The following is a 20,711-nucleotide window of genomic DNA, read 5'->3' as shown; positions in this document are numbered from 1 at the left end:
CGTTGCGCGGGGCTCGGGCGGGCTATTGTGTCGCCGACCGAAAAATTGCGCAAATCGTCACATTTGGGAGACCTACGTGATCGAAGGCATCGGCAGGCGCCGTTTTCTCGCCGCGGGGGCGGCCGTCGTCGGGGCGGGCGCGGCGGCGAGCCGTGCCTGGGCGGGCACACCGCTGGCCGATGTACCACCGGGCGGGATCCTGCGGAGCAAGGCCCGGCTCCCCCGCCCGTTCCAGGTACCCCTGCCGGTCCCGCCGGTCCTCGAGCCCACACTGCGGACCGCGACGACCGACTACTACAACATGACGCAGCGCGAGGCGAGGCTGGAGATCCTCCCCGGACTGCGCACCAGTTGCTGGACGTACGACGGTCTCTTCCCCGGGCCCACGATCGTCTCCCGTTCGGGGCGCCGTACGGTCGTCACGCACCGCAACGAGCTGCCCCAGCCGACCGTGGTCCACCTGCACGGCGGTCACACCCCCGCCGAGAGCGACGGGTACCCGATCGACCTGACCATGCCGGTCGGCGGCAACATGTCGTACGACGACGCGATGGCGGGCATGCCGGAGATGCACGGCTCGTCCGGGAACCTCAGCCACGGCCAGCGCAGTTACACCTACCCGATGCTGCAGCGCGCGGCGACGCTCTGGTACCACGACCACCGCATGGGCTACACCGGCCCGGCGGTGTACCGCGGTCTGGCCGGGTTCCACCTGCTGACGGACGACGAGGAGGACGGGCTCGACCTGCCGCGCGGCTCCCGCGACATCCCGCTGCTGCTCGCGGACCGGGCGTTCGCCGAGAACGGGGCGCTGCTGTACCCCGCGGTCGACTCGGGCATGCACAAGCCGGGCGTCGTGCACTCGCACCACTTCGGGATGATGGGCGACGTCATCCTCGTCAACGGCGCCCCGTGGCCCGTGCACCGGGTCCGGCGGCAGCGCTACCGGCTGCGCTTCCTCAACGGCTCCAACGTCCGGGACTTCCGTCTGGAGCTGGACCCGCCGCCGCCGGGCGGCAGGGGCCTGCTGCAGATCGGCAGTGACGGCGGACTGCTGGGCAGCCCGCTGGCCCACGACAGCCTGCGCATGGCCCCGGCCGAACGCTTCGACATCATCGTGGACTTCGCCCGCTACCGGCCCGGCACCAAGGTGCGCCTGATCAACCGCTTCGGCAGCGGCAGCACCGCGCAGGTCATGCGCTTCGACGTCTCGCCGTCCTCGCGGAAGCCGCACGACGACACCCACGTCCCCAAGCGGCTGTCGCGCTACCCGGCCACCGTCCTCGACCCCAGCAAGGCCGTGGCGCACCGGACCTTCGCCTTCCGGCACTCGCGCGACGGCTGGACGATCAACGGCCTGCCGTACAAGCCCGGCCGCTCGCTGGCGCGGGTGAAGCTCGGCACGGTCGAGATCTGGAAGTTCACCTCGGTGTTCTTCCATTCGGTGCACGTGCACCTCGACGCGTTCCGGGTGCTGTCGCGCAACGGCAAGAAACCGGGCGCGTTCGACGCGGGCTGGAAGGACACGGTGGCGACGGGCCCGGGCGAGACCGTCGAGGTGGCGGTCCGCTTCACCGACTACACGGGCAAGTTCATGATCCACTGCCACAACCTCGAGCACGAGGACATGGCGATGATGGCCGACTTCACCACGTACTGAGCGGACCCGGGCTCAGCCACGGCGGCCCCCGGCCCGGCGCGGCGTCACTGCGACGCGGCCGGGCCGGTCGGCTGTCCGGGGCCCGTACCGCCGGGCGGGGGGCTCTCCCCGCCCGGCGGTCCTGGCGTTCCGGGCTCGGGACTGCGCGGGGCGGGGCCCGTGCCGGGCGGCGGGGACTGCGGGGCGGTCCCGCCCGGTTCGCCCGTCGGCGTGGCGGGGCCCTCCTCCGGGGCGGCGGGCGAGCCGTCCCGCGGCGACCCGGACGGGCTGCCGGACGGCGCGTTCCGCGGGGGCGTCGTCCGCTCGTCCCCGGAGGCCTTGCCGTCGCCGCCGGCCCGGGTGAACCACTCGCCGGTGTCCGGGTCGCGGACCACGAACGTCCGCACCGGCTCGGACGCCGGGGCCACCACGACCGTCCTCGACGGCTGGTATCCGGGCCACGCACGGCCGACGGTCGTGGCACCGCCCTTCTGCTCGACCGGCCGGGTCAGCGGATTGCCGCAGGCGCAGCGCACCCGGGGCAGGCCCCGGTCGTCCACCAGCACCGCCGTCCCGGCCTGCAGCACCGACTGGAAGGCGGTGGGCCGCCCGCCGCGGTAGCCGTGGTTGGTGACCCGGGTGTCCGCGCGCAACTGAAGCGGGGTCAGGTCCCGCAGGTACGCCGGCACGCCGGACGGCTCGAGGCCCAGCACCCCGGCGAAGGCCTTGTTCTTCGCCGGGTCCGCCGACAGGGCGCTGATCTGCTTCTCCACGTCGCAGCTCGCGGCGTCGCGCGTTCCGCCGTAGAGGCCGGGCATGGCGCCGCTGTAGACCTGCCGCACGGCACCCCCCGTCGTCGACGGGGTCGGCAGTGCCGGTGTCGCCGAGGGGGCGGCGGTCTCCTCGGCCGTCGACCGCGTGAACGGGTTCGGTCCCGCACTGCCCGCCGTCTGCAGGAAGAGCTCCCCCTGCTTGCCGCCCGACACCCCGCCCGGCCGGGTGAACACCACGGCCAGGGCCACCGCGGCCACCACGACCGCGGTGATCGCGGCCACCTTGGGCACCGATCGCCACCAGGGGCCTTCGTGTCCTCCGCCGTCCCCGTCGCCGTCTCCCCCGCCCCCTCCGCCGCCGTCGTCCGGCGGTTCGCCCGGTGGCGGGGGCGGTTCGCCCACGACGACCGTCGGCGTCCGGCGCCGCCGTCCGTGCGGGTCCTGGCCGGGGGGCATCGCCTCGTCCGTTCCGTCGGGTCCGGACAGCGGGCCCGCGGGCGGGCCCTGGGGGCGGGCGAGCGAGGGCGGTAGAACGCTCACAGGGCTTTCCTCCACTCGTCCCCGACCGGCACGCGAGGCGGACGGCGCCGCCGTCCGCCTCAGAAGCCCCACCCGCTGACCATTGTGTGCGCCCGCGGCACAGTCCCCGCAAGCCGACGTCGGCCGGGACGGCACGCCCGTACGGTCCCCTCACGGGGCCGCTGCGAGGGGTGCGCCGCCACGGCTCCGGGGGGACCATGGAATCGCGTCGGCGGGAACGGCGGGGGACGGCGGGCCGACCGGCCGGAACGGCAGGCGGAAGAGGCGCCCACCATGAGCGACACGGATCGGTACACGACCGGCCCGGAGCGGCTGGAGGGGCTCTCGACGAGCCCGAGCGGGCTGATGGACCTCCTGGGTGTGGCCGCGGTGCTCCTGGAGGGTGACGGCCGGGTGGACATGTGGAGTCCGCAGGCCGAGGAGCTGTTCGGCTACACGGCGGAGGAGGCGGTCGGCCGCTACGCCGCCCATCTGCTGGTGCACGACGCGCACCGCAAGCTCGTCGTCCGGCTGTTCGCCGAGGTCATGAGGACCGGCGAGAGCTGGGCGGGGTCCTTCCCCGTGCGCTGCAAGGACGGCAGCCGGCGCCTGGTGGAGTTCCGCAACATGCGGCTGATGGACAGCCTCGGTGACCACTACATCCTCGGGCTCGCGACCGACCGGTCCACCATGCGCGAGGTGGAGCAGGAGGTCGCCCTGTCCACGCGGCTGATCTCGCAGTCGCCGATCGGCATCGCCGTGCTGGACATCGGGTTGCGGTACCTCAGCCTCAACCCCGCGCTCGCGCGGTTCCACGGCATCTCGGTCCAGGACCACCTGGGGAACACATTCCGCAGCGTCATGCCCGGGCCCGAGTTCCGGACGGTGGAGACGGAGATGCGCCAGGTGCTGGCGTCGGGGGTGCCGATGGTCGACCGCTACATCGTCGGCCGCACCCCCTCGGGTCCGCGTGACGAGCACGCCTGGGCGGTGTCCCTCTACCGGCTGGAGGACCACCGCGGACACGTGCTGGGCATCGCCGAGGTCGTCGTCGACATCACCGACCGGCACCGTGCCGCCGCGGAGGCCGACCGCGCCCGGCGCCGGCTGGCGATGATCGCCGACGGCTCCGCACGGATCGGCACCGCCCTGGAGGTGGAGCGGACGGTACGGGAACTCGTCGAGGTCGTGGTGCCCGAACTGGCGGACCTGGCGGCGGTCGACATCCTCGACGTCGTCCTGGACCAGCGCGCCCCCGCCCCGCCCCCGGACGCACCGGTGTTCCGCTCCCTCGCGGTCAAGAGCGCCTATCCGACGGACGCGGCCCGGGCCGTCCCCGCCCCCGGCGTCGTCGTCACCCACCACGCCGAACACCTCTCGGCGCTGTGCGTGCGCACGCTCCGCCCCCACATGATCGCCCACGCCGGCCCGCACGACCTAGAGCGGATCAGCCCCGACCCCGAGTCGGCCCGGCTCCTGGCCGACGCCGGGGTCCACTCGTGCATGGCGATCCCGCTCATCGCCCGCGGCGAGGTGCTGGGCGTGCTCGGCATGTGCCGGGCCCGTACGCAGGAGTCCTTCGACGAGGACGACCTCACCCTCGCCTGCGAGCTGGCCGCGCGCGCGGCCGTGTGCATCGACAACGCCCGCTGGTACCAGCAGGTGAGCAACACCGCCGAGACCCTGCAGCGCAGCCTCCTCCCGCAACCGCAGCCGTACCACCCCGGCCTGGAGGTCGCCGCGCGCTACCGGCCCGCGCAGGCCAGGAGCAAGGTCGGCGGCGACTGGTACGACGTCATCCCGCTCGACGACGAGCGGACCGCGCTCGTCGTCGGCGACGTCATGGGCAGCGGCATCGAGGCCGCCACCACCATGGGTCGCCTGCGTACCGCCACCTCCACGCTGGCCGAGCTGGACCTGGACCCCGCCGAGGTGCTGGCCCACCTCGACAAGATCACGCGCGGCCTCGACCCGTACATCGCGACCTGTGTGTACGCCCTGTACGACGCGCGCAGCGCCGAGTGCCGGTTGGCGACCGCCGGGCACCTGCCTCCGGTCCTGGTGCACGGCGACGGCTCTCCGGAACTGCTCGACCTGCCCACGGGGACGCCCCTGGGGGTCGGTGGCGTCCCGTTCGAGAGCACGAGCATCACGCTCGTGCCCGGTGACCGTCTGGTGCTGTACACGGACGGGCTCGTGGAGACCCGCGACGACCCGATCGACGAGCGCCTCGCGCTGCTCCTGGCCCTGCTCGGCACGCCGGACCCCTCGGTGGAGGAGACCTGCGACCGGCTGCTGCGGGAGCTGCCCGGCGCGGACGGGCACGACGACGTCGCCCTGCTGATCGCCCGCGCGGACCCGCACCGCCGGCCGTGGGAACGCCCCTGATCAGGTGCCGCCGGGCGGGTGGTGACCGCGTCCCCGGGTGGGCTGGGCCCCGGGAGGGTGGAATGCATGGGGTTCGGCCCCGGCGCACGCCCGGGCCGTACTGCCGCACGAAAGGCGTGAGGGAATGGGACACGGCGGAAACGTGATCGCTGAGCTGCTGGCCGACCACCGCGAGGTCGAGGAGATCTTCGACCGCATGCAGTCGATGTCGACCGGCAACCCGGCGCTGCGGGAGCTGGTGGACGAGGTGACCATCGAGCTGGTGCGGCACTCGGTGGCGGAGGAGCAGTACCTCTACCCGGCCGTCCGCGAGCACGTCGAGGGCGGGGACCGCATCGCGGACAAGGAGATCGCGGACCACGCCAGGATCGAGGAACTGCTGAAGGAGCTGGAGCAGCTGCCGCCGAACGACGGCCGGTTCCACCCCCTGCTGATGCGGCTGATGGACGAGGTCACCGCGCACGTCCAGGACGAGGAGGGCACGCTCTTCCCCAGGCTCGGCAGCGTCTGCTCCCCCGAGGCGCTCGACGACCTCGGCGACAAGGTGCGCCGCGCCAAGTCCCTCGCCCCCACCCGGCCCCACCCCTCCACGCCGGACACGCCTCCCGCCAACAAGATCATCGCCCCGGGCGCCGGCCTGGTCGACCGTGCCCGCGACTTCGTGAGCGGCCGCGGCCGGTCCTGACCGCCCGACGCGGGGCGGCGGCGCAGGGTTCCCGTTCCTCCCGGGACCCTGCGCCGGGCCCTCCGGGGCGGGCGTGATGCGGCTCATGTCGCGAAAGCGCTGTTTTGCGTACGCTGGGCGCGCCGCGCACCGGACGGGCGCGGCACCCCCGCGCACGGAGGACGGTTCGTTCGGCATGCACAGTGAGCTCTCGTCGGTCATCGCCGCCGCCACCCGGTGGCTGCTGTCCGCCTATCCGGCGACCGGTGGAGCGCTCAGCCGTGCCCTGGCGGAGGCCCAGGCCCGCCAGGCCGCCATGGTCGCGGCCGCCCTGCGCCATCCGACGGCGGTGGACGCCGCCCTGCTCGGGCTGCTGGCGCCCGGTGGCGCCGACCGGCTGGACCGGATCGCCGGCGCCTGGATCGCCGGCGAGAACAGCGGGGACGGCTGGCGGACCTGGGTGGACGAGGTCGTCGTGAGCTGGGCGGCCTGTCTGCTCTCCGACCCGGGCCTGGCCGCCTCCGCGGTGACGGCCCTCGCGGCCACCGAGCACGGTGCCGCGCTCGCCGGCGACGCCCTCCGGCTCACCGACCCGGGCGCCCACGACCGCGCGGCGGCCGCCCTCCTCCGGCACCCGGACCTGGTGGCCCCGATAGCGGGCCTGCACCGCGCCGAACTGACGGCCCTGCTGGCGGCGGAGCCGCTCGACAGTTCCCCGGCCTAGCCAGGCCGTGTCGTCACATGCCCTCCCCCCAACCTTCGGCCGGGGGTGGCCCCACTCGGCGGCGCTCCCCCGGCTTCGCTGGGAGGTGCCCCCGCGTTGTCGAATCGTCCGAGTCTCCGCCTTGCGATGCACCGCACCTGGGGGCACCTCCCAGCGGTAGCTGGGGGAGCTCATTCGAGGACACGGCCCAGCCTGCCGGTTCCCGCGGCGCCGGACCCGCCGCCCGCGCGCCGCGAGTGACATTCGCAGGTGTATGCGGCGCTTGTTCGGGAAAAGGCAGAAGATGCCTGTACGTGACGCCGTGACCTGGTTGGCCCGCCGCTGCCGGGACCCGGTCGTCACGCTGACCACTCGGGCGACCGTCGCCGCGACCATCTCGTATGTGATCGCCGTGCACGTCAGCAGCGAGTCCGCCCCGCTCACGGCGCCGCTCACCGCGCTGCTCGTCGTGCAGGTGACGCTCTACTCGACGCTCACCACCGGCATCCGCCGGGTGAACTCCGTGGTGGTCGGGGTGCTGATCGCCGTCGGGTTCAGCGTACTGGTGGGGCTGACGTGGTGGAGCCTGGGGCTGATCATCCTCGCGTCGCTGGTCATCGGGCAGTTCGTGCGGGTCGACGAGTTCGTCAACGAGGTGGCCATCAGCGCGATGCTGGTGCTCGGGGTGAGCCAGTTGACGGTGCAGGCGTGGGACCGCGTGCTGGAGACCCTCATCGGGGCGGGGGTGGGCCTGCTGCTCAACGTCCTGTTCGCGCCGCCCGTGTGGGTGGGGACCGCCGGGGCGTCCATCGAGGACCTCGCCCGCCGCATGCGCCATCTCCTGCTGTGCTGCGGCGAGGAACTCGGCTCGCCCACCGCGGTCGAGCGGGCCGCGGCCCGGCTGCACGAGGCGCGCCGGCTGGACCAGGACGTCGCCGAGGTCGACACCGCGCTGCGCAGGGCCGAGGACAGCCTGCGGCTCAATCCCCGCGTCAGGGAGGGGCTGTTGTCGCGGGTGGTGCTGCGGACCGGTCTGGACACCCTGGAGATCTGCGTGGTGGTGCTGCGCGTCCTGGCGCGGTCGCTGACCGATCTCGCCAAGCGGCGCGGCGCCGACGAGCCGCTGTTCGACCGCGACGTGGCGGTCGCCCTGGAGGAGCTGTTCGCGCATCTCGGAGGGGCGCTGGTCAGCTTCGCCGTCCTGGTGACGACGCAGGTGAGCAGCAACGCCGAGGAGGCCGAGGCCCGGCTGGCCACGGAGCTCGCGGCGGCCCGCGCGAGCCGGGAGAAGGTCGCCGACATGCTGCTCGACCGGGTGCGGCAGCATCCGGGGGCCTGGCAACTGCACGGGTCCCTGCTCGCCGAGGTGGACCGCATCCTCGACGAGCTGGCCCTGGAGCACCGTTCCGACCGGCTGATGGAGGAGCTGGACGAAGCCGCCCGCGCGCAGCAGGAACGCTTCGCCGTGCTGGCCCGGTTGCGCCTGGTGGCCCGCGGCGAGCACGTCCGGCGCCGTCGTCGCGGGCAGGGGGCGCCCGCCGCGGAAACGCGGACGGGAAGGCCGCCGGTGCCCTCCGCCCGGGCGGACCGGCCGGGCCGTGCGCCGGGCGACCGGCGCCGCCCGGCACATGACCGGTCCCGCTCGGGGTGACGTCACGACCCAGCCGGCCCGGGGCGCGACGGTGAAGGCGGCGGACGGTTCAGCCGCGCGCGAACTCCAGCAGGTCGGCGTTGAAGCGTTCGGCGAATTTGGGCACCATCGCCAGCCCGTGCGGGGCTCCCTCGTACACCTTGTAGACGGCACCCTTGACCAGCTTCGAGCTCTTGGCGCCCGCGGCCACGATGGGCACGATCTGGTCGTCGTCACCGTGCACGATCAGCGTCGGGACGTCGATCCTCTTGAGGTCCTCGGTGGTGTCGGTCTCGGAGAACGCCTTGACGCAGTCGTACGCGCCCTTGATGCCCACCGTCATGCTCCACAGCCAGAACTCGTCGCGGGTGCCCTGGCTGACGGTCGACCCTTCGCGGTTCGCGCCGTAGAACGCGGCGCTGAGGTCCCGGTAGAACTGGGACCTGTCGGTTGCCACGCCCTCGCGGATCTCGTCGAAGACCTCGATCGGAAGACCCTCGGGGTTGGCCTCCGTCTTCAGCATCAGCGGCGGGATCGCGCCCACCAGCACCGCCTTGGCGACCCGGCCCGTCCCGTGCCGCCCCATGTAGCGGGTGACCTCGCCGCCGCCGGTCGAGTGCCCGACGAGGACGATGTCGCGAAGGTCGAGTTCCTCGATCACGGCCGCCAGGTCGTCGGCGTAGGTGTCCAGGTCGTTGCCGTCCCACGGCTGCCCGGAACGCCCACCACCGCGGCGGTCGTGGGCGACGCCGCGGAAACCGTTGTCCACCATCCACTGCATCTGCGGGTCCCAGGCGTCCGCGGTCAGCGGCCACCCATGGGAGAACACGACGGGCCGGCCGGTCCCCCAGTCCTTGAAGAAGATCTGGGTCCCGTCCTCGGCTGTTGCGTACGGCATGATCCTGAGGCCTCCTCGCTCCGGTGGGAACGCAGGGTTTCGGGGTTTGCCCGTACTCGGGCCGGACCACGGGCCGGGCCGAGTACGCCGTTGCTCAAACCGTAATGCTGCGGCGATGTCGCGGCGCGCCGAGATCGGGCCCGGCAGGGTCCGGGGGTGCGCCCGGGACGCCCGATCAGGAGGGTGTGTCCAGCAGGTGGGGGCCGTTGTTGCGGACGCTGTTCACCGCCGTGCCGACGGCGCGGGCGGCCAGGTGGCCGTCGGCCGGCGCGGTCAGGAGGGCGCGGAGTTCGCCGGGGTCCTGGTGCTCGGGGTCGAGCCAGGCGTCGTAGTCGGCGGCCGCGATCGTCAGCGGCATCCGGGGGTGGACCCGGCCGGCGGCGTCGCTGGCGTCCGTGGTGATGATCGTGCAGGTGGCCAGCCAGGCGCCCGGGTCGTCGTCACCGGCGACCTCCTTGTTCCGCCACCATTCGTACAGGCCGGCGAAGGCCATGCCCTGGTCCCGTGCCTCGGGGCTGATGAAGTAGGGCTGTTTGTAGGCCTTCCGGTCCTCGGTGGCCGGGACCGGGACCCACTCGTAGAAGCCGTCGGCCGGCAGCAGGCAGCGGCGCCGGCTGAATGCGCGGCGGTAGGCCGGTTTCTCGTGGACGGTCTCCATACGGGCGTTGATCATCCTGGAACCGACCGCCGGGTCCTTGGCCCAGGACGGGACCAGGCCCCACCGCAGCGGCCGCAACTGCCGCTCCAGCGCGCCGGTCTCCCGGTCGACGCCCTCCAGGACCGACCACACGCTGTCCGTCGGGGCGACGTTCCAGCTCGGCGCGACGAGGGCTTCCGGATTCCATTCGGTGACCCGGAACTGCTGGACCAGGTCCTCGGGGCGTCGGGTGGAGACATAGCGGCCGCACATGCCGACCAGCCTGCCACGCCGCACGGACACTCATCGCGGCGGGCATCCACGGACGACCGGAAGAGGGCGGGTTCAGCCGGGGGGTGCGACGGAGGCGTCCAGCAGGGGGCCGAGTTCGCGGGCCACGGTGGTCAGGGCGCGTACGTCCCGCTCCGCCCTGGCGATGACGATGGCGCCCTCGACGGCGCTGATCATCAGCGTCGCCAGCGACGGTGCCCGCCCGGCCGGCACACCCATCTCCTCCAGCGCCCCGGCGACGGGGCCGGTCCAGGTCGCGAAGGCGGCGGCCGCCGCCGAACGGGTGGCGGCGGAGGTCCCGGCGCAGTCGACGGTGGCCGCCGCGACAGGGCAGCCGGCGTCGTAGCCGGAGGCCAGGAACTCGTCCGTCCACTGGCCGACCATGGCGGCGAACAGCCCGGCGGGGGTCGGCTCGGGCAGGGCGGCCAGGAAGCGGGCCACCCTGTTGCCGGCGTAGCGGCCGGCCCAGCCGACGGCCTCGTTGACCATCTGCTCCTTGCCGCCGGGGAAGTAGTACTGCAGCGACCCCCTGGGGGCTCCCGCGTGGGCGGCGACGTCGCGCATCCCCGTCGCCGTGACACCGCCTCGGCGGATGAGCTGCGCGGCGCTGAAGACCATGCGCTCGCGCGGACCCCGCTCGGAACCGGTCATCGCCGACCTCCCACTGTCTGCCCCTCCCGCCTTCCCGTCCTGCCCGCGCACGGGCCGACGGCCGGCGCCGCGAGGTCTATTATGACGGCTGTCATAGCGTTATGACAGCCGTCATAACGCTACGGGTCGATCGGCCGGACGGCCGGAGCGGCGGTGGGCAGTGGCGGACGTGGGATTCATCGGCCTGGGGATCATGGGGCAGCCCATGGCGCTCCGTCTGGCCGGTTCGGGGACGCGGCTCGTGGTCTGGAACCGCACGGCGGCACGGTGCGCCCCGCTGCGCGCGGCCGGGGCCGAGGTCGCGGACGGCCCCGGCGCGGTGTTCGACCGGGCCCGCGTGGTGGTCCTGATGCTCGCCGACGGCGCCGCCGTCGACACCGTCCTGGGCCGCGGCACCCCGGACTTCGCCGCCCGGGTGGCCGGGCGTGTCGTCGTGCACATGGGGACCACCTCGCCCGCGTACTCGCGCGGTCTGGAGGCCGCCGTCCGCGCGGCGGGCGGCCGCTATGTCGAGGCCCCGGTCTCCGGCTCCCGCAAGCCAGCCGAGGCGGGGCAGCTCGTGGCGATGCTCGCCGGGGACCCGGAGGTCGTGGAGGAGGTGCGGCCGCTGCTCGCGCCGGTGTACCGGGAGTCGTTCGTCTGCGGGCCGGTGCCGGGGGCGCTGCTGATGAAGCTCTCGGTCAACCTCTACCTCATCACGATGGTCACCGGGCTCACCGAGGCCTTCCACTTCGCGGAACGGCAGGGTCTGGACACCGGGCAGTTCCTCGACGTGCTGGACGCCGGGCCCATGGCCAGCGCGGTGTCGCGGATGAAGGCGCCCAAGCTGCGGGAGCGCGACTTCTCGGCGCAGGCCGCCGCGGCGGACGTGCTCCACAACAACCGGCTGATCGCCGAGGCGGCCCGCGCGTCCGGCCTGGCCTCGCCGCTGCTGGACGTCTGCCACGCCCTCTTCGACGAGACCGTGGAACAGGGAGGCGGGCGAGCGGACATGGTGGCCGTCCTGCGGGCGATCGAGGCCAGGACGGACGTCGACGGCGGCCTGCCGGCCGAGCTGCCGGCGGGATGTGGCCGGCGGTGAGCGCGACCGTCACGCCGGCGGAGGCCGCCGTCACCGCGCGGCGCGTGTGGCGGCTCGCCGAACCGGTACACGCCGTCACCTATTTCGCGCCCGAGGCGCGCGCCGCGTACGAGGAGGCGGGGCTGCGCGGCTACTGGCGCGGCTACTTCGCCGGTCGGGCGGCGCCCCTCGGCCCGGTGGGCCCGGAGCCCGTCGTGGCCGCCTTCTTCGGCTTCGCGCCCGGCATGGTGGCCCGCGCGCTGCCCGGCGTCTGGGCGCTCGCTCCGCCCGAACGCGCCCTGGAGGCTCGCCGGCTCGGGGCGGGCGCGGCGCTGCGGCGGCTGCTGGCAGGGCGGGAGGCCGCGGTGGCGGAGGCGGTGGACCTGCTGCGCCCGGTGACCGGCGGCCTCGACATCGCGGGGCGGGTGCTCGCCGCCGCGAACCTGGCGCTCCCCTCCCCCGGCGACCCGGTCGACGCCCTCTGGCACCAGGCCACGCTGCTGCGCGAGCACCGCGGAGACGGCCATGTCGCGGCGCTCGTCGCGGCCGGCCTGGACGGGTGCGAGGCGCTGGTGCTGCGCACGGGCATCGACCTGCCGCGTACGGAGCTGCAGCCGCACCGCGGCTGGACCGACGAGCAGTGGGACGCCGCCGCGGCCCGTCTCGCCGCCCGCGGTCTGCTCGGCACGGACGGCGCCGCGACCGCCGCGGGCCGGGAGGCCCACGGCGCGCTGGAGGAGGCCACCGACCGCGCCGCCGGGCGGCCCTGGGAGGCGATGGCCCCCGAGGCGGTCGAGCACCTGGTCACGCTGCTGTCCACGGTGGCGCGGGCCTGCGCGGGGGCGTTGCCGTACCCGAATCCGATGGGTGTGCCCGCGCCCTGAGGGGCGTCGCAGGAGGTGCGGGCTGCCTCAGGCGGAGAGGAGCCCGGCGATGCAGGCGTCCCAGTCGATGCGGGTGCCCTCGGTGCCGAGGGGGACGAGTTCCGCGGTCGCGGCCAGGAAGCGGGCGAGTTCACCCGTGGCGACCTGGAGGACGGCCGCGCCGCCGGGCCCGGCGAGGGTGATCAGGGTGTGGGCGTGGTCGCCGGGTTCGACGTGGACGTCACCGTCCCCGGCCGGGGCCGCGAGCCCGGCCAGCAGCAGCTCACGGGAGAGCACCCACTCCGCCTCGTCGCCACCGTCGCCGTGGCCGAAGCGCATCCGGACGGTGTAGGGGTCGTCGGGACGGTACCGGCAGTCCGCCGACAGATCGAGGACCCGCCCGGTCCCGGTGATCAGCCGGAGGAACAGGTGCTCCGTGAGTGCTCGCATGGACGCCCCCTCGTGGGCCCGGTTCGGCCGCGTTGCCGTTCAGCAGCATGTCGTTGCCCTGCGCTTGCCCCGTGAGTCGCGGTCCGGGCCGGGGCGGCCGGGAAGATTTGGTGAAGGCTCGGCGTGCTCGCCGCCGGGCGGGGTGAAGCAGGCCGTGATCGTCTTGCCCTTCGCCTGGGTGCGGGCGTGGCAGTGGTCCGCGACGGCGTTCACCAGCACCAGGCCGCGCCCTCCGGTGGCGGACCATTCGGGGAGCCGCGCGGCGGGCACCTCGTCGTCGGAGTCGTGGACGCTGACGTGCAGGCGGCTGCCGTCCCAGGTGAGGACGAGGTCGGCGGAGCTGTGCGCGTGGATGTGGGCGTTGGTGACCAGTTCCGAGACGGTGAGCAGCACGTCGTCCACCGTGCCGGGGGCGTCCGCGGTCCAGCCGAGAGCCGCGAGGTGCTCACGCGTCCAGTGGCGGCCCGCACGCGCTCCGCCCGCCGCCGGGAAGGACCTGGCCCAGCCGACCGCCTTCAGGGAACCGCCGGTCATCGCAGCCCTCCCTCCGCCGCGGGTTACGGCCCGACGCCGTCCCGGTCCCGGCTCCTGCCCGAGGCGGGGCCGGGAAAACGGCCGTTCACCCGGGTGCCCGGTCAGGAGCGCCGGTCCGGCGCCATGACGTTTGCGGGTCCGGGGAGTTCACCGCCGATCCCGCGGACCGGGGGGAGGTCCGCGTCCGCCGTGGACTGCGGGAGCGGTACTCCGGCGGCGGCCGCCGCCCGTTCGGTGTCGTCCGGGGAGCAGCCGAGCCACGCGCAGAACAGCACCGTCGCGTCGTCCTGGAACTCGCCCACCTGGTGGTCCGACACCCTGCGCATCAGACGGCACAGGGTCTCCGGGAGGGGCAGCCGGTCGGCGTGGTGGCGGATGAGGAAGTCGAGGAAACCGGTGAGCCCGAACTCTCCGCCGGTGACCGTACGGGCCTCCGGGATGCCGTCGGTGTACAGCACCAGGCGGTCGCCGGGCTCCAGTTGTTCGCGGCACACCTGCGGTGCCACCCCCAGGCCCAGGCCCATGGGGTCGCCGGGCGCGCAGGCGAGTTCGGCGACCCAGCGTCCGCCGCGGATGAGGATCGGCGGGTGGTGGCCGCGGTTGACCCATTCGAAGAGGCCGGTGCCGGTGTCGAGCCGGGCGACGACGCCGGTGGCGTAGCGCGTCCCCTCGAACTGCTCGACCAGCACCTTCTCGATCTCCTCGGTGGTCTCGACGAGTTCCGCCTTGCGGCGGCGGGCGTTGCGGCCGGCGCCCATGGCGAGGCTCGCGGTCAGGCCGGCCGCGGTGTCGTGCCCCATCGCGTCGAAGATCGACAGGTGGACCAGCGGGCCGTCGAGGGCGTAGTCGAAGGCGTCGCCTCCGACCCGGTAGGCGGGTTCCAGCGCCGCGGAGATGACCACCCGGCCGTCCGAGTACGAGCGGGGCGGCAGCAGGCGCCACTGCATCTCGGCGGCCACGTTCATGTTCTCGGTGCGTACCGTGCGCGCGTAGGCGTCGCTGTAGTCGCGCTTGACGGTGACGATGAGCGCCACCGCGTCGGCCAGCGCCTGCACGTCCTCGCGGGTGCGGCGGTCGTCGGCGTCGGTGGTCACGCGGAGCAGGCCGAGCCGCTCCGAACCGCCCAGCAGGGGAGCCCACCAGCGGCACTTGCCGGGGCAGGCGGAGGCGGCGGCAAGCAGCCGGCCGTACTGGAAGGCGCGGCCGGGCACCGTGCCCTCGATCCTCAGCTCGGAGCTGTGGTTCCGTTGCCGGCACTCGCCCGCGCCCTCCTCGGCGAGGTTGCGCAGCACATGGCGCTGGAGGTCGGCGAGGTAGATCGTGACGTGGGCGAGACCGGCGGGTTCGGCGTGCTCGGCGATTTTGGCCGGCAACCGCTCCAGGGGCATCAAGTGGCTGTCGGCCAGCAGGCCCGCCAGCATCCGGTGACTCAGCCGATCCCTGTCCTGAACCGTCACCCTTGCTCCTCGCCGCCCGTCGGGAGGCCGCCGTTCCGGCGTCCTCGCCCGGGCCGGGTGGCCCCCGTCCTGAACCTTTCCCATCGTACGCATACCACCCATAAGTGACGTAACGGGCACGTCGTATCACTCACGGGTACCACTACGGCGACGTGCGCGCCGATGACGTACGGCGGTACGGATGGCGGGGCGCCGCACGGACCGCCGTTACGTAGCTTGACGGACGCCATTCATCGGCTTTCGCCCTCGTTTTTGCTGTGTCCACGGCCGGGGACCGGGCGACCGGCGGACGCGTCGACACGGAGGTCTGCGATGACGGCTTACGACTACATCGTCACAGTACGAGGGCGCCGCCCTGGCCGTACGCAGGGCGCAGGGCGCAGGAGAGCCTCGATCGCCTCGGTCTCGGCCTGCCTGCCGACCAGGGAGGGGATCCGTGTCGCCATGGTCCGCCCTCACGGCTTCCCGGCACTCGTACGCTAACCACCGCACAAGGCGAGGGTTCGTTCCTCCGCCGCTCGGGCCGCGCACGCCACCCGCGCGTTCGGGTACCTCAAAGGGCCTCGGGGTGCGTGGTCGGAGGTCCGGGGCTGGGGTCAGACCTCCGCGGGTACGTGCGCGTCGGCGTCCTTCAGCCGTCCGGCGACCGTCGCCAGGATCTCGTCGGAGAACTCGGGGTCGGCGACCGCGCGCGAGATCAGCATCGCGCCGACGAGTGCGCTGAGGGTGACCATCGCGTCGGCCTGCGCCGCCTCGGGGTCACCGCCCTGCGCGGCCTCGCCGATGAGCGCGAGGTACTTGCGGACCTGCTGCTCGTACGCCTCCCTCAGCCCCTCGTCGCCGCGACCGGCCGTGGCGCCGAGGGTCACCAGGGCGCAGCCGGTACCGGGAGCGTCCCGGTGGCGGGCGCTGAGGTAGGCGTCGATCAGCCCCGAGCGGGGCGCCCCGGGGTCCCTGCGGGCGGCCTCGGCCATCTTGCCCTCGCCGTCGGCCAGCGCCAGTGCCGCCGCCTGGCCCATCAGGTCCTCGCGCGACGAGAAGTGCTTGTAGAACCCGCCGTGGGTCAGCCCGGCCTCCTTCATGAGGTCCGCGACGCCGGGGCGGGTCATGCCCTCCTCACGGATCCGGCGGGCCGCGATCCGCAGGACCTTCTCGCGCGACTCGGCCTTCGCTGCCTGCGAGTGACCCATCGCCTGACCTCCCGGATGTACGTCGGACCGTCCCGACCCATGTGGATGACGGACATCATACACCCTCCCCGGCGACCCCGGCCGGACCTTTGACATACAGGATGACACGCATCATCCTGCATATGAGGATGACTGAAATCATCCAGAAACGCCGGCACGCGGGCCTCCACCGCAGCAGGCCCGGCGCCTCACCCCCACCGCCCCACCGCCCGCGACCCCTCCGCGAGGACCCATGACCACCGCAGCAACCCGGCCGGACGTCAAGCGGGGAACCCTCCCCGTCTTCGCCACGGCGACGGCGATCACGGTCGCCAACATCTACTTCACCCAGCCCCTCCTCGACCAGATCGCCCGGGGCTTCGGCATCTCCGCCTCCACGGCCGGGCTCGTGGCCACGGCGGGGCAGATCGGCTATGCGCTGGGCATCGTGGCCGTCGTACCGCTCGCGGACCGGGCCCGGCTGCGCCGGCTGTCCAGAGTCCTGCTGGCGGTGACCGCCGTCGCGCTGCTCGCGGGCGCCGCGGCGCCGTCCGTCGCACTGCTGGGCATGGCGACCCTCGTCCTCTCGGCGAGCACCGTACTCCCCCAGGTGATCATGCCGACGGTCGCGTCCATGGCCGCACCCGGCCAGGCCGGACGGGTCCTGGGGGCGGTCGGCACCGGGCTGACGATGGGCGCCCTGCTCTCCCGCACCGCCTCCGGGCTCATCGCCCAGGCCGCGGGCACCTGGCGGGCGGGCTTCCTGGTCGCCGCGGCGGCCACGGCGGCGCTGCTGCTGGTCCTTCCCCGCTACATGCCGGCCGGGCGGCCCGCCGGAGCCGAGGCCTCGGGCGGTTACGGACGGCTGCTGGCCTCGCTCCCCCGACTGCTGGTGGACCACGCCCCGTTGCGGCTGTCGGCCGCGCTGGGGGCGACGGTCTTCGCCTCCTTCTCCGCCTTCTGGTCCACGCTCGCCTTCCACCTCACCGCGCCGCCCATCGGGCTGGGCCCGGCCGTGGTCGGCCTCTTCGGCCTGTGCAGCGTGCCGGGCGCGCTGGCCGCCCGCTACTCGGGCCGGCTCACCGACCGGTGGGGGCCGCCGGCGGTCAACACCCTCTCCGTCATCGCGGCGGTGGCGGCCTTCGCGCTCTTCGGGGTCGCGGGGCGATCGCTCGCCGTCCTCGCCGTCGGCTGCAACCTCCTCGGCTACGGGGTGACCAGCGGCCAGATAGCCAACCAGGCCCGCATCTTCACCGCGGCGCCGGGGATCCGGGGCCGCCTCAACACGGTGTACATGTTCGCCGTCTTCGGTGGCGGCGCCGTCGGTTCGGCCGTCGCGGGCGTACTCTTCTCGGCCTCCGGCTGGCACGGCGTGGTGGCGGGCGGCCTCGGCTTCCTGCTCCTCGCGGGCCTGACACTCGCCTGGCACGGCCTGCGCGCCCGTAACGGCGGCAGCGGGAGGGGCGCCCGGCGGGGCGACGACGCCGGACCCGGCCGTGCCGAGGCCGACACCGCCGCCACTCCCGCCGTACGCGGGTAGCGAACCCCCCGCGGAGCACGGGCCGCAGGGCCCGCGCTCCGCACGGTCACGCGGGACGGCCGCTACCTCCCGGCGCGCTCCCAGGTCAGGACGCCGGTGCGGAGCGCGCCCCAGATCCTGGCAGCGCCGGGCAGGCTCAGCCGGAGCCTGCGGCCGTCCAGCTCGGCGATCCGCGTCTGCGAACCGCCCACCCAGTTGGGGAACAGGCTGAGTTCGACCCGGTGCACGACCGTGTCCTCCGCCGGGACCTCGAAGGTGCCCGCGTAGGCGAGATAGCCCGCGGCCGCCGCGGCCAGTTCCTCGGGCAACCCTTCCTCGAGCCGCCCGTGGCGGAAGTCCGGCCGCCCGACCCGCATGATCTGGGCCGACATGTGGCCGTCGGGGCCATAGGTGATCAGCCCCCGGGGCCGCGGCCCGAAGGGCTCGACGACCTCGCCGGTGGCGACGTCGGTTGCCGCGTAGGACACCAGACGCCAGGCGCCGATCAGGGATTCGCGCAGTTCATCGGGGGCCATTTCGCTACCTCGCATTCGTTCCTTGACTTCCAGGATGACGAGAGTAATCCTGAATGAGGATGATGCAAATAATCCAGAATGGGAAAGGACGCGTCATGACCGACACCTACGACCCCACGCGCACAGCGATCCTGCTGGTCGACCCCTACAACGACTTCCTGTCCGAGGGCGGAAAGGTCTGGCCCGCACTCGAGCCCGTCGCCTCCGAGGTGGGCCTGCTCGACAACCTCCGCGCCGTCGTCGGCGCCGGGCGCGCGGCGGGCCAGAAGGTCTTCTTCGTCCCCCACCGCCGCTGGCAGGAGGGGGACTACGAGGACTGGGAGCACCCCAACCCGACGCACCGCATCATCCAGGAGCGGCGCACCTTCGCCTTCGGCACCTGGGGCGGCGAGTTCCACCCCGACTTCCGGCCCGCCGACGGGGAGGTGGTCATCCAGGAGCACTGGTCGCAGAGCGGTTTCGCCAACACCGACCTGGACTTCCGGCTCAAGCAGCAGGGCATCACGCATGTGATCGTCATCGGGCTGCTCGCCAACACCTGCATCGAGTCCACCGGCCGCTACGCCATGGAGCTCGGCTACCACGTGACGCTCGTCCGCGACGCCACCGCGGCCTACCGCCCCGAGATGATGCACGCCGCCCACGAACTCAACGGCCCCACGTACGCCCACTCCATCACCACCACCGCCGACCTGCTGGGGACGCTGGAGAACGGAGACCACTGACATGCGACTGACCGGAGAGATACTGATAGGCGCGTCGTCCGTCCCCGCGTCCGAGGGCACGATGAAGGCACTCGACCCGGCGACCGGCGAGCTGGTCGGGCCGGAGTTCGCGCTCGGCGGTGCCGCCGAGGTCGACCGCGCCGCGCGTCTGGCCGACGAGGCCTACGACACCTACAACCGCACCGGTATCGCGGAGCGTGCCGCGTTCCTGGAGCTGATCGCGGACCGGCTGGAGGCGATCAAGGGCGAACTGGCCGAGCGGGCGGCCCTGGAGACGGGTCTGCCGGTCGCGCAGCTGGAGGCCGAGGCGGTCAAGTCCGCCGGACAGTTCAGGCAGTTCGCCGAGGTCGTCCGGCAGGGCCGGTTCCGGCAGGCCGCCGTCGACCCGGCCCAGCCGGAGCGGCAGCCGAGGCCGCGCATGGACCACCGCATGCAGAAGATCGCGATCGGACCGGTGGCCGTGTTCGGCGCCAGCAACTTCCCGATCTCGTACTCGGTCGCGGGCGGCGACACCGCCGCCGCGCTCGCCGCGGGCTGCCCGGTGATCCTCAAGGCCCACAACGCCCACCCCGGCGCATCGGAGCTGCAGGGACGCGTCATCCAGGCCGCCGTCGCCGACTCCGGGCTGCACGAGGGCGTGTTCTCGATGCTCCGGGGAGCCGGCAACGCGATCGGCGAGGCCCTGGTGGACCACCCGCTGGTCAAGGCGGTCACCTTCACGGGCTCCGAGGCCGGCGGCATGGCCCTGTACCGGCGGGCGCAACTGCGCCCCGACCCGATCCCGGTCTTCGCCGAGATGACGAGCGTCAACCCGACCTTCGTCCTGCCGGCCGCGCTGGCCGCGCGCGGTGGCGAGATCGGCGACGGTTTCGCCGAGCGCATGCTCGTCAACGTCGGCCAGGCCTGCCTGAAGCCGGCCGTGCTGCTGGCCGTCGACGGCCCGGGGTACGCCGCGATGCGCGAGGCGGCCGCGGCACGGGTGAGCGCGACGGGCGCCCGGACGATGCTCACCCCCGGCATCCACGACGCCTACGGCCGCGGGGCGCAGCGCCTGCGCGGCTCGGGTGCCGCGACCGTCGCGGCCGGACCGGAGCCCGAGGGCGCCTTCGAGGGCCGCGCGCAACTCCTCGAGGTCGACGGCGACCGGTTCCTGGCCGAACCCGCGCTGGCCGACGAGGTCTTCGGACCGGCCGCGCTGCTCGTCCGGCTGACCGGCGTCGAGCAGATGACGGAGGTGGCCCGGAGCTTCCGCGGCCAGCTGTCGGCGACGATGCACCTCGAGGACGCGGACCACCCGCAGGCCGCCCGCCTGCTGCCGGTCCTGGAACGCCGTACCGGCCGGATCGTGGTGAACGCCTTCGCCCACCCGCAGGAGGTCGGCCACGCCACCATCCACGGCGGCCCGTTCCCGGCCACCACCGACAGCCGCTTCACCTCCGTCGGCATGAGCGCGATCGAGCGCTTCCTGCGACCCGTCACCTACCAGGGTTTCCCGGACGCGCTGCTCCCCGAGGCACTGGCCCCGGACAACCCGCTGGGGCTGTGGCGACTGGTCGACGGGCACGTCACCCGCGACTGACCGCGCGCCGGGCGCGAGGCGGGGCG

At 73.7% G+C, this 20,711-nt stretch carries 19 protein-coding genes; 10 read left to right on the top strand and 9 right to left on the bottom strand.

Features of this window, described 5'->3' with window-relative positions:
• The first annotated feature begins 76 nt into the window (after window positions 1–76).
• On the top strand, window positions 77–1,660 hold the full coding sequence (locus OIE69_RS39025) for a multicopper oxidase family protein (protein WP_326579841.1): 1,584 nt from the start codon (window positions 77–79) through the stop codon (window positions 1,658–1,660).
• A 44-nt stretch (window positions 1,661–1,704) separates the two neighbouring features.
• Here the strand turns inward: OIE69_RS39025 and OIE69_RS39020 are convergent, their stop codons facing one another.
• On the bottom strand, window positions 1,705–2,952 hold the full coding sequence (locus OIE69_RS39020) for a DUF6777 domain-containing protein (RefSeq protein WP_326579839.1): 1,248 nt from the start codon (window positions 2,950–2,952) through the stop codon (window positions 1,705–1,707).
• Window positions 2,953–3,225: 273 nt separating this feature from the next.
• On the opposite strand from OIE69_RS39020, the gene OIE69_RS39015 reads away from it, so the two are divergent.
• From OIE69_RS39015 to OIE69_RS39000, 4 genes are all read left to right on the top strand, one after another.
• Window positions 3,226–5,319 (top strand): SpoIIE family protein phosphatase, encoded by a 2,094-nt coding sequence (locus OIE69_RS39015; RefSeq protein WP_326579837.1) that lies wholly within the window; start codon window positions 3,226–3,228, stop codon window positions 5,317–5,319.
• A 124-nt stretch (window positions 5,320–5,443) separates the two neighbouring features.
• Complete coding sequence (locus OIE69_RS39010; protein WP_326579835.1) at window positions 5,444–6,004, top strand: hemerythrin domain-containing protein; 561 nt, start codon at window positions 5,444–5,446, stop codon at window positions 6,002–6,004.
• Between the two features lie 175 nt (window positions 6,005–6,179).
• On the top strand, window positions 6,180–6,707 hold the full coding sequence (locus tag OIE69_RS39005) for a hypothetical protein (RefSeq protein WP_326579833.1): 528 nt from the start codon (window positions 6,180–6,182) through the stop codon (window positions 6,705–6,707).
• Between the two features lie 283 nt (window positions 6,708–6,990).
• Complete coding sequence (locus OIE69_RS39000) at window positions 6,991–8,337, top strand: FUSC family protein (protein WP_326579831.1); 1,347 nt, start codon at window positions 6,991–6,993, stop codon at window positions 8,335–8,337.
• A 49-nt stretch (window positions 8,338–8,386) separates the two neighbouring features.
• On the opposite strand, the gene OIE69_RS38995 is transcribed toward OIE69_RS39000, so the two are convergent.
• The 3 genes from OIE69_RS38995 to OIE69_RS38985 all read right to left on the bottom strand — a co-directional run bounded on the left by OIE69_RS38995 (window position 8,387) and on the right by OIE69_RS38985 (window position 10,793).
• Complete coding sequence (locus OIE69_RS38995) at window positions 8,387–9,214, bottom strand: alpha/beta fold hydrolase (protein WP_326579829.1); 828 nt, start codon at window positions 9,212–9,214, stop codon at window positions 8,387–8,389.
• Between the two features lie 175 nt (window positions 9,215–9,389).
• Window positions 9,390–10,124, bottom strand: a complete 735-nt coding sequence (locus tag OIE69_RS38990) for an SOS response-associated peptidase (RefSeq protein WP_326581541.1) — start codon at window positions 10,122–10,124, stop codon at window positions 9,390–9,392.
• A 72-nt stretch (window positions 10,125–10,196) separates the two neighbouring features.
• A complete protein-coding gene (locus OIE69_RS38985) occupies window positions 10,197–10,793 on the bottom strand; it encodes a TetR/AcrR family transcriptional regulator (protein ID WP_326579827.1) in 597 nt (198 codons plus the stop codon).
• A gap of 160 nt (window positions 10,794–10,953) precedes the next feature.
• Between OIE69_RS38985 and OIE69_RS38980 the strand changes: the two genes are divergently transcribed.
• Both OIE69_RS38980 and OIE69_RS38975 read left to right on the top strand, forming a co-directional pair.
• Entirely contained in the window at window positions 10,954–11,874 is a 921-nt protein-coding gene (locus OIE69_RS38980; protein ID WP_326579825.1) for an NAD(P)-dependent oxidoreductase, read from the top strand.
• Window positions 11,871–12,737: an SCO6745 family protein gene (locus OIE69_RS38975; protein ID WP_326579824.1), complete on the top strand. Its 867-nt coding sequence runs from the start codon at window positions 11,871–11,873 to the stop codon at window positions 12,735–12,737. The genes OIE69_RS38980 and OIE69_RS38975 overlap by 4 nt, the downstream gene beginning before the upstream one ends.
• 27 nt (window positions 12,738–12,764) lie before the next feature.
• Here the strand turns inward: OIE69_RS38975 and OIE69_RS38970 are convergent, their stop codons facing one another.
• From OIE69_RS38970 to OIE69_RS38955, 4 genes are all read right to left on the bottom strand, one after another.
• Window positions 12,765–13,166: an SsgA family sporulation/cell division regulator gene (locus tag OIE69_RS38970; protein WP_326579823.1), complete on the bottom strand. Its 402-nt coding sequence runs from the start codon at window positions 13,164–13,166 to the stop codon at window positions 12,765–12,767.
• A gap of 39 nt (window positions 13,167–13,205) precedes the next feature.
• Complete coding sequence (locus tag OIE69_RS38965) at window positions 13,206–13,700, bottom strand: ATP-binding protein (RefSeq protein WP_326579821.1); 495 nt, start codon at window positions 13,698–13,700, stop codon at window positions 13,206–13,208.
• A gap of 101 nt (window positions 13,701–13,801) precedes the next feature.
• Window positions 13,802–15,157: a PP2C family protein-serine/threonine phosphatase gene (locus OIE69_RS38960; protein ID WP_326579819.1), complete on the bottom strand. Its 1,356-nt coding sequence runs from the start codon at window positions 15,155–15,157 to the stop codon at window positions 13,802–13,804.
• 596 nt (window positions 15,158–15,753) lie between these two features.
• Window positions 15,754–16,347, bottom strand: coding sequence for a TetR/AcrR family transcriptional regulator (locus OIE69_RS38955; RefSeq protein ID WP_326579817.1), 594 nt, complete (start codon window positions 16,345–16,347; stop codon window positions 15,754–15,756).
• Between the two features lie 232 nt (window positions 16,348–16,579).
• Here OIE69_RS38955 and OIE69_RS38950 point away from each other — a divergent pair, with 232 nt between their 5' ends.
• Window positions 16,580–17,866 (top strand): MFS transporter, encoded by a 1,287-nt coding sequence (locus tag OIE69_RS38950; protein WP_326579815.1) that lies wholly within the window; start codon window positions 16,580–16,582, stop codon window positions 17,864–17,866.
• A gap of 62 nt (window positions 17,867–17,928) precedes the next feature.
• Here the strand turns inward: OIE69_RS38950 and OIE69_RS38945 are convergent, their stop codons facing one another.
• On the bottom strand, window positions 17,929–18,381 hold the full coding sequence (locus OIE69_RS38945) for a lipocalin-like domain-containing protein (protein WP_326579813.1): 453 nt from the start codon (window positions 18,379–18,381) through the stop codon (window positions 17,929–17,931).
• A 95-nt stretch (window positions 18,382–18,476) separates the two neighbouring features.
• On the opposite strand from OIE69_RS38945, the gene OIE69_RS38940 reads away from it, so the two are divergent.
• Together OIE69_RS38940 and OIE69_RS38935 are read left to right on the top strand one after the other, a co-directional pair.
• Window positions 18,477–19,106 carry an isochorismatase family cysteine hydrolase gene (locus tag OIE69_RS38940; protein WP_326579811.1) on the top strand — a complete coding sequence of 210 codons (630 nt, stop codon included), beginning with the start codon at window positions 18,477–18,479 and terminating at the stop codon, window positions 19,104–19,106.
• Between the two features lies 1 nt (window position 19,107).
• On the top strand, window positions 19,108–20,685 hold the full coding sequence (locus OIE69_RS38935) for an aldehyde dehydrogenase (NADP(+)) (protein WP_326579809.1): 1,578 nt from the start codon (window positions 19,108–19,110) through the stop codon (window positions 20,683–20,685).
• Window positions 20,686–20,711: the final 26 nt, after the last annotated feature.

This window comes from Actinacidiphila glaucinigra, assembly GCF_035918135.1.
Lineage (GTDB): Bacteria > Actinomycetota > Actinomycetes > Streptomycetales > Streptomycetaceae > Actinacidiphila > Actinacidiphila glaucinigra.
The sequence above is the reverse complement of the archived record's forward strand: the minus strand, read 5'-3'. Positions and strand labels throughout refer to the sequence as shown.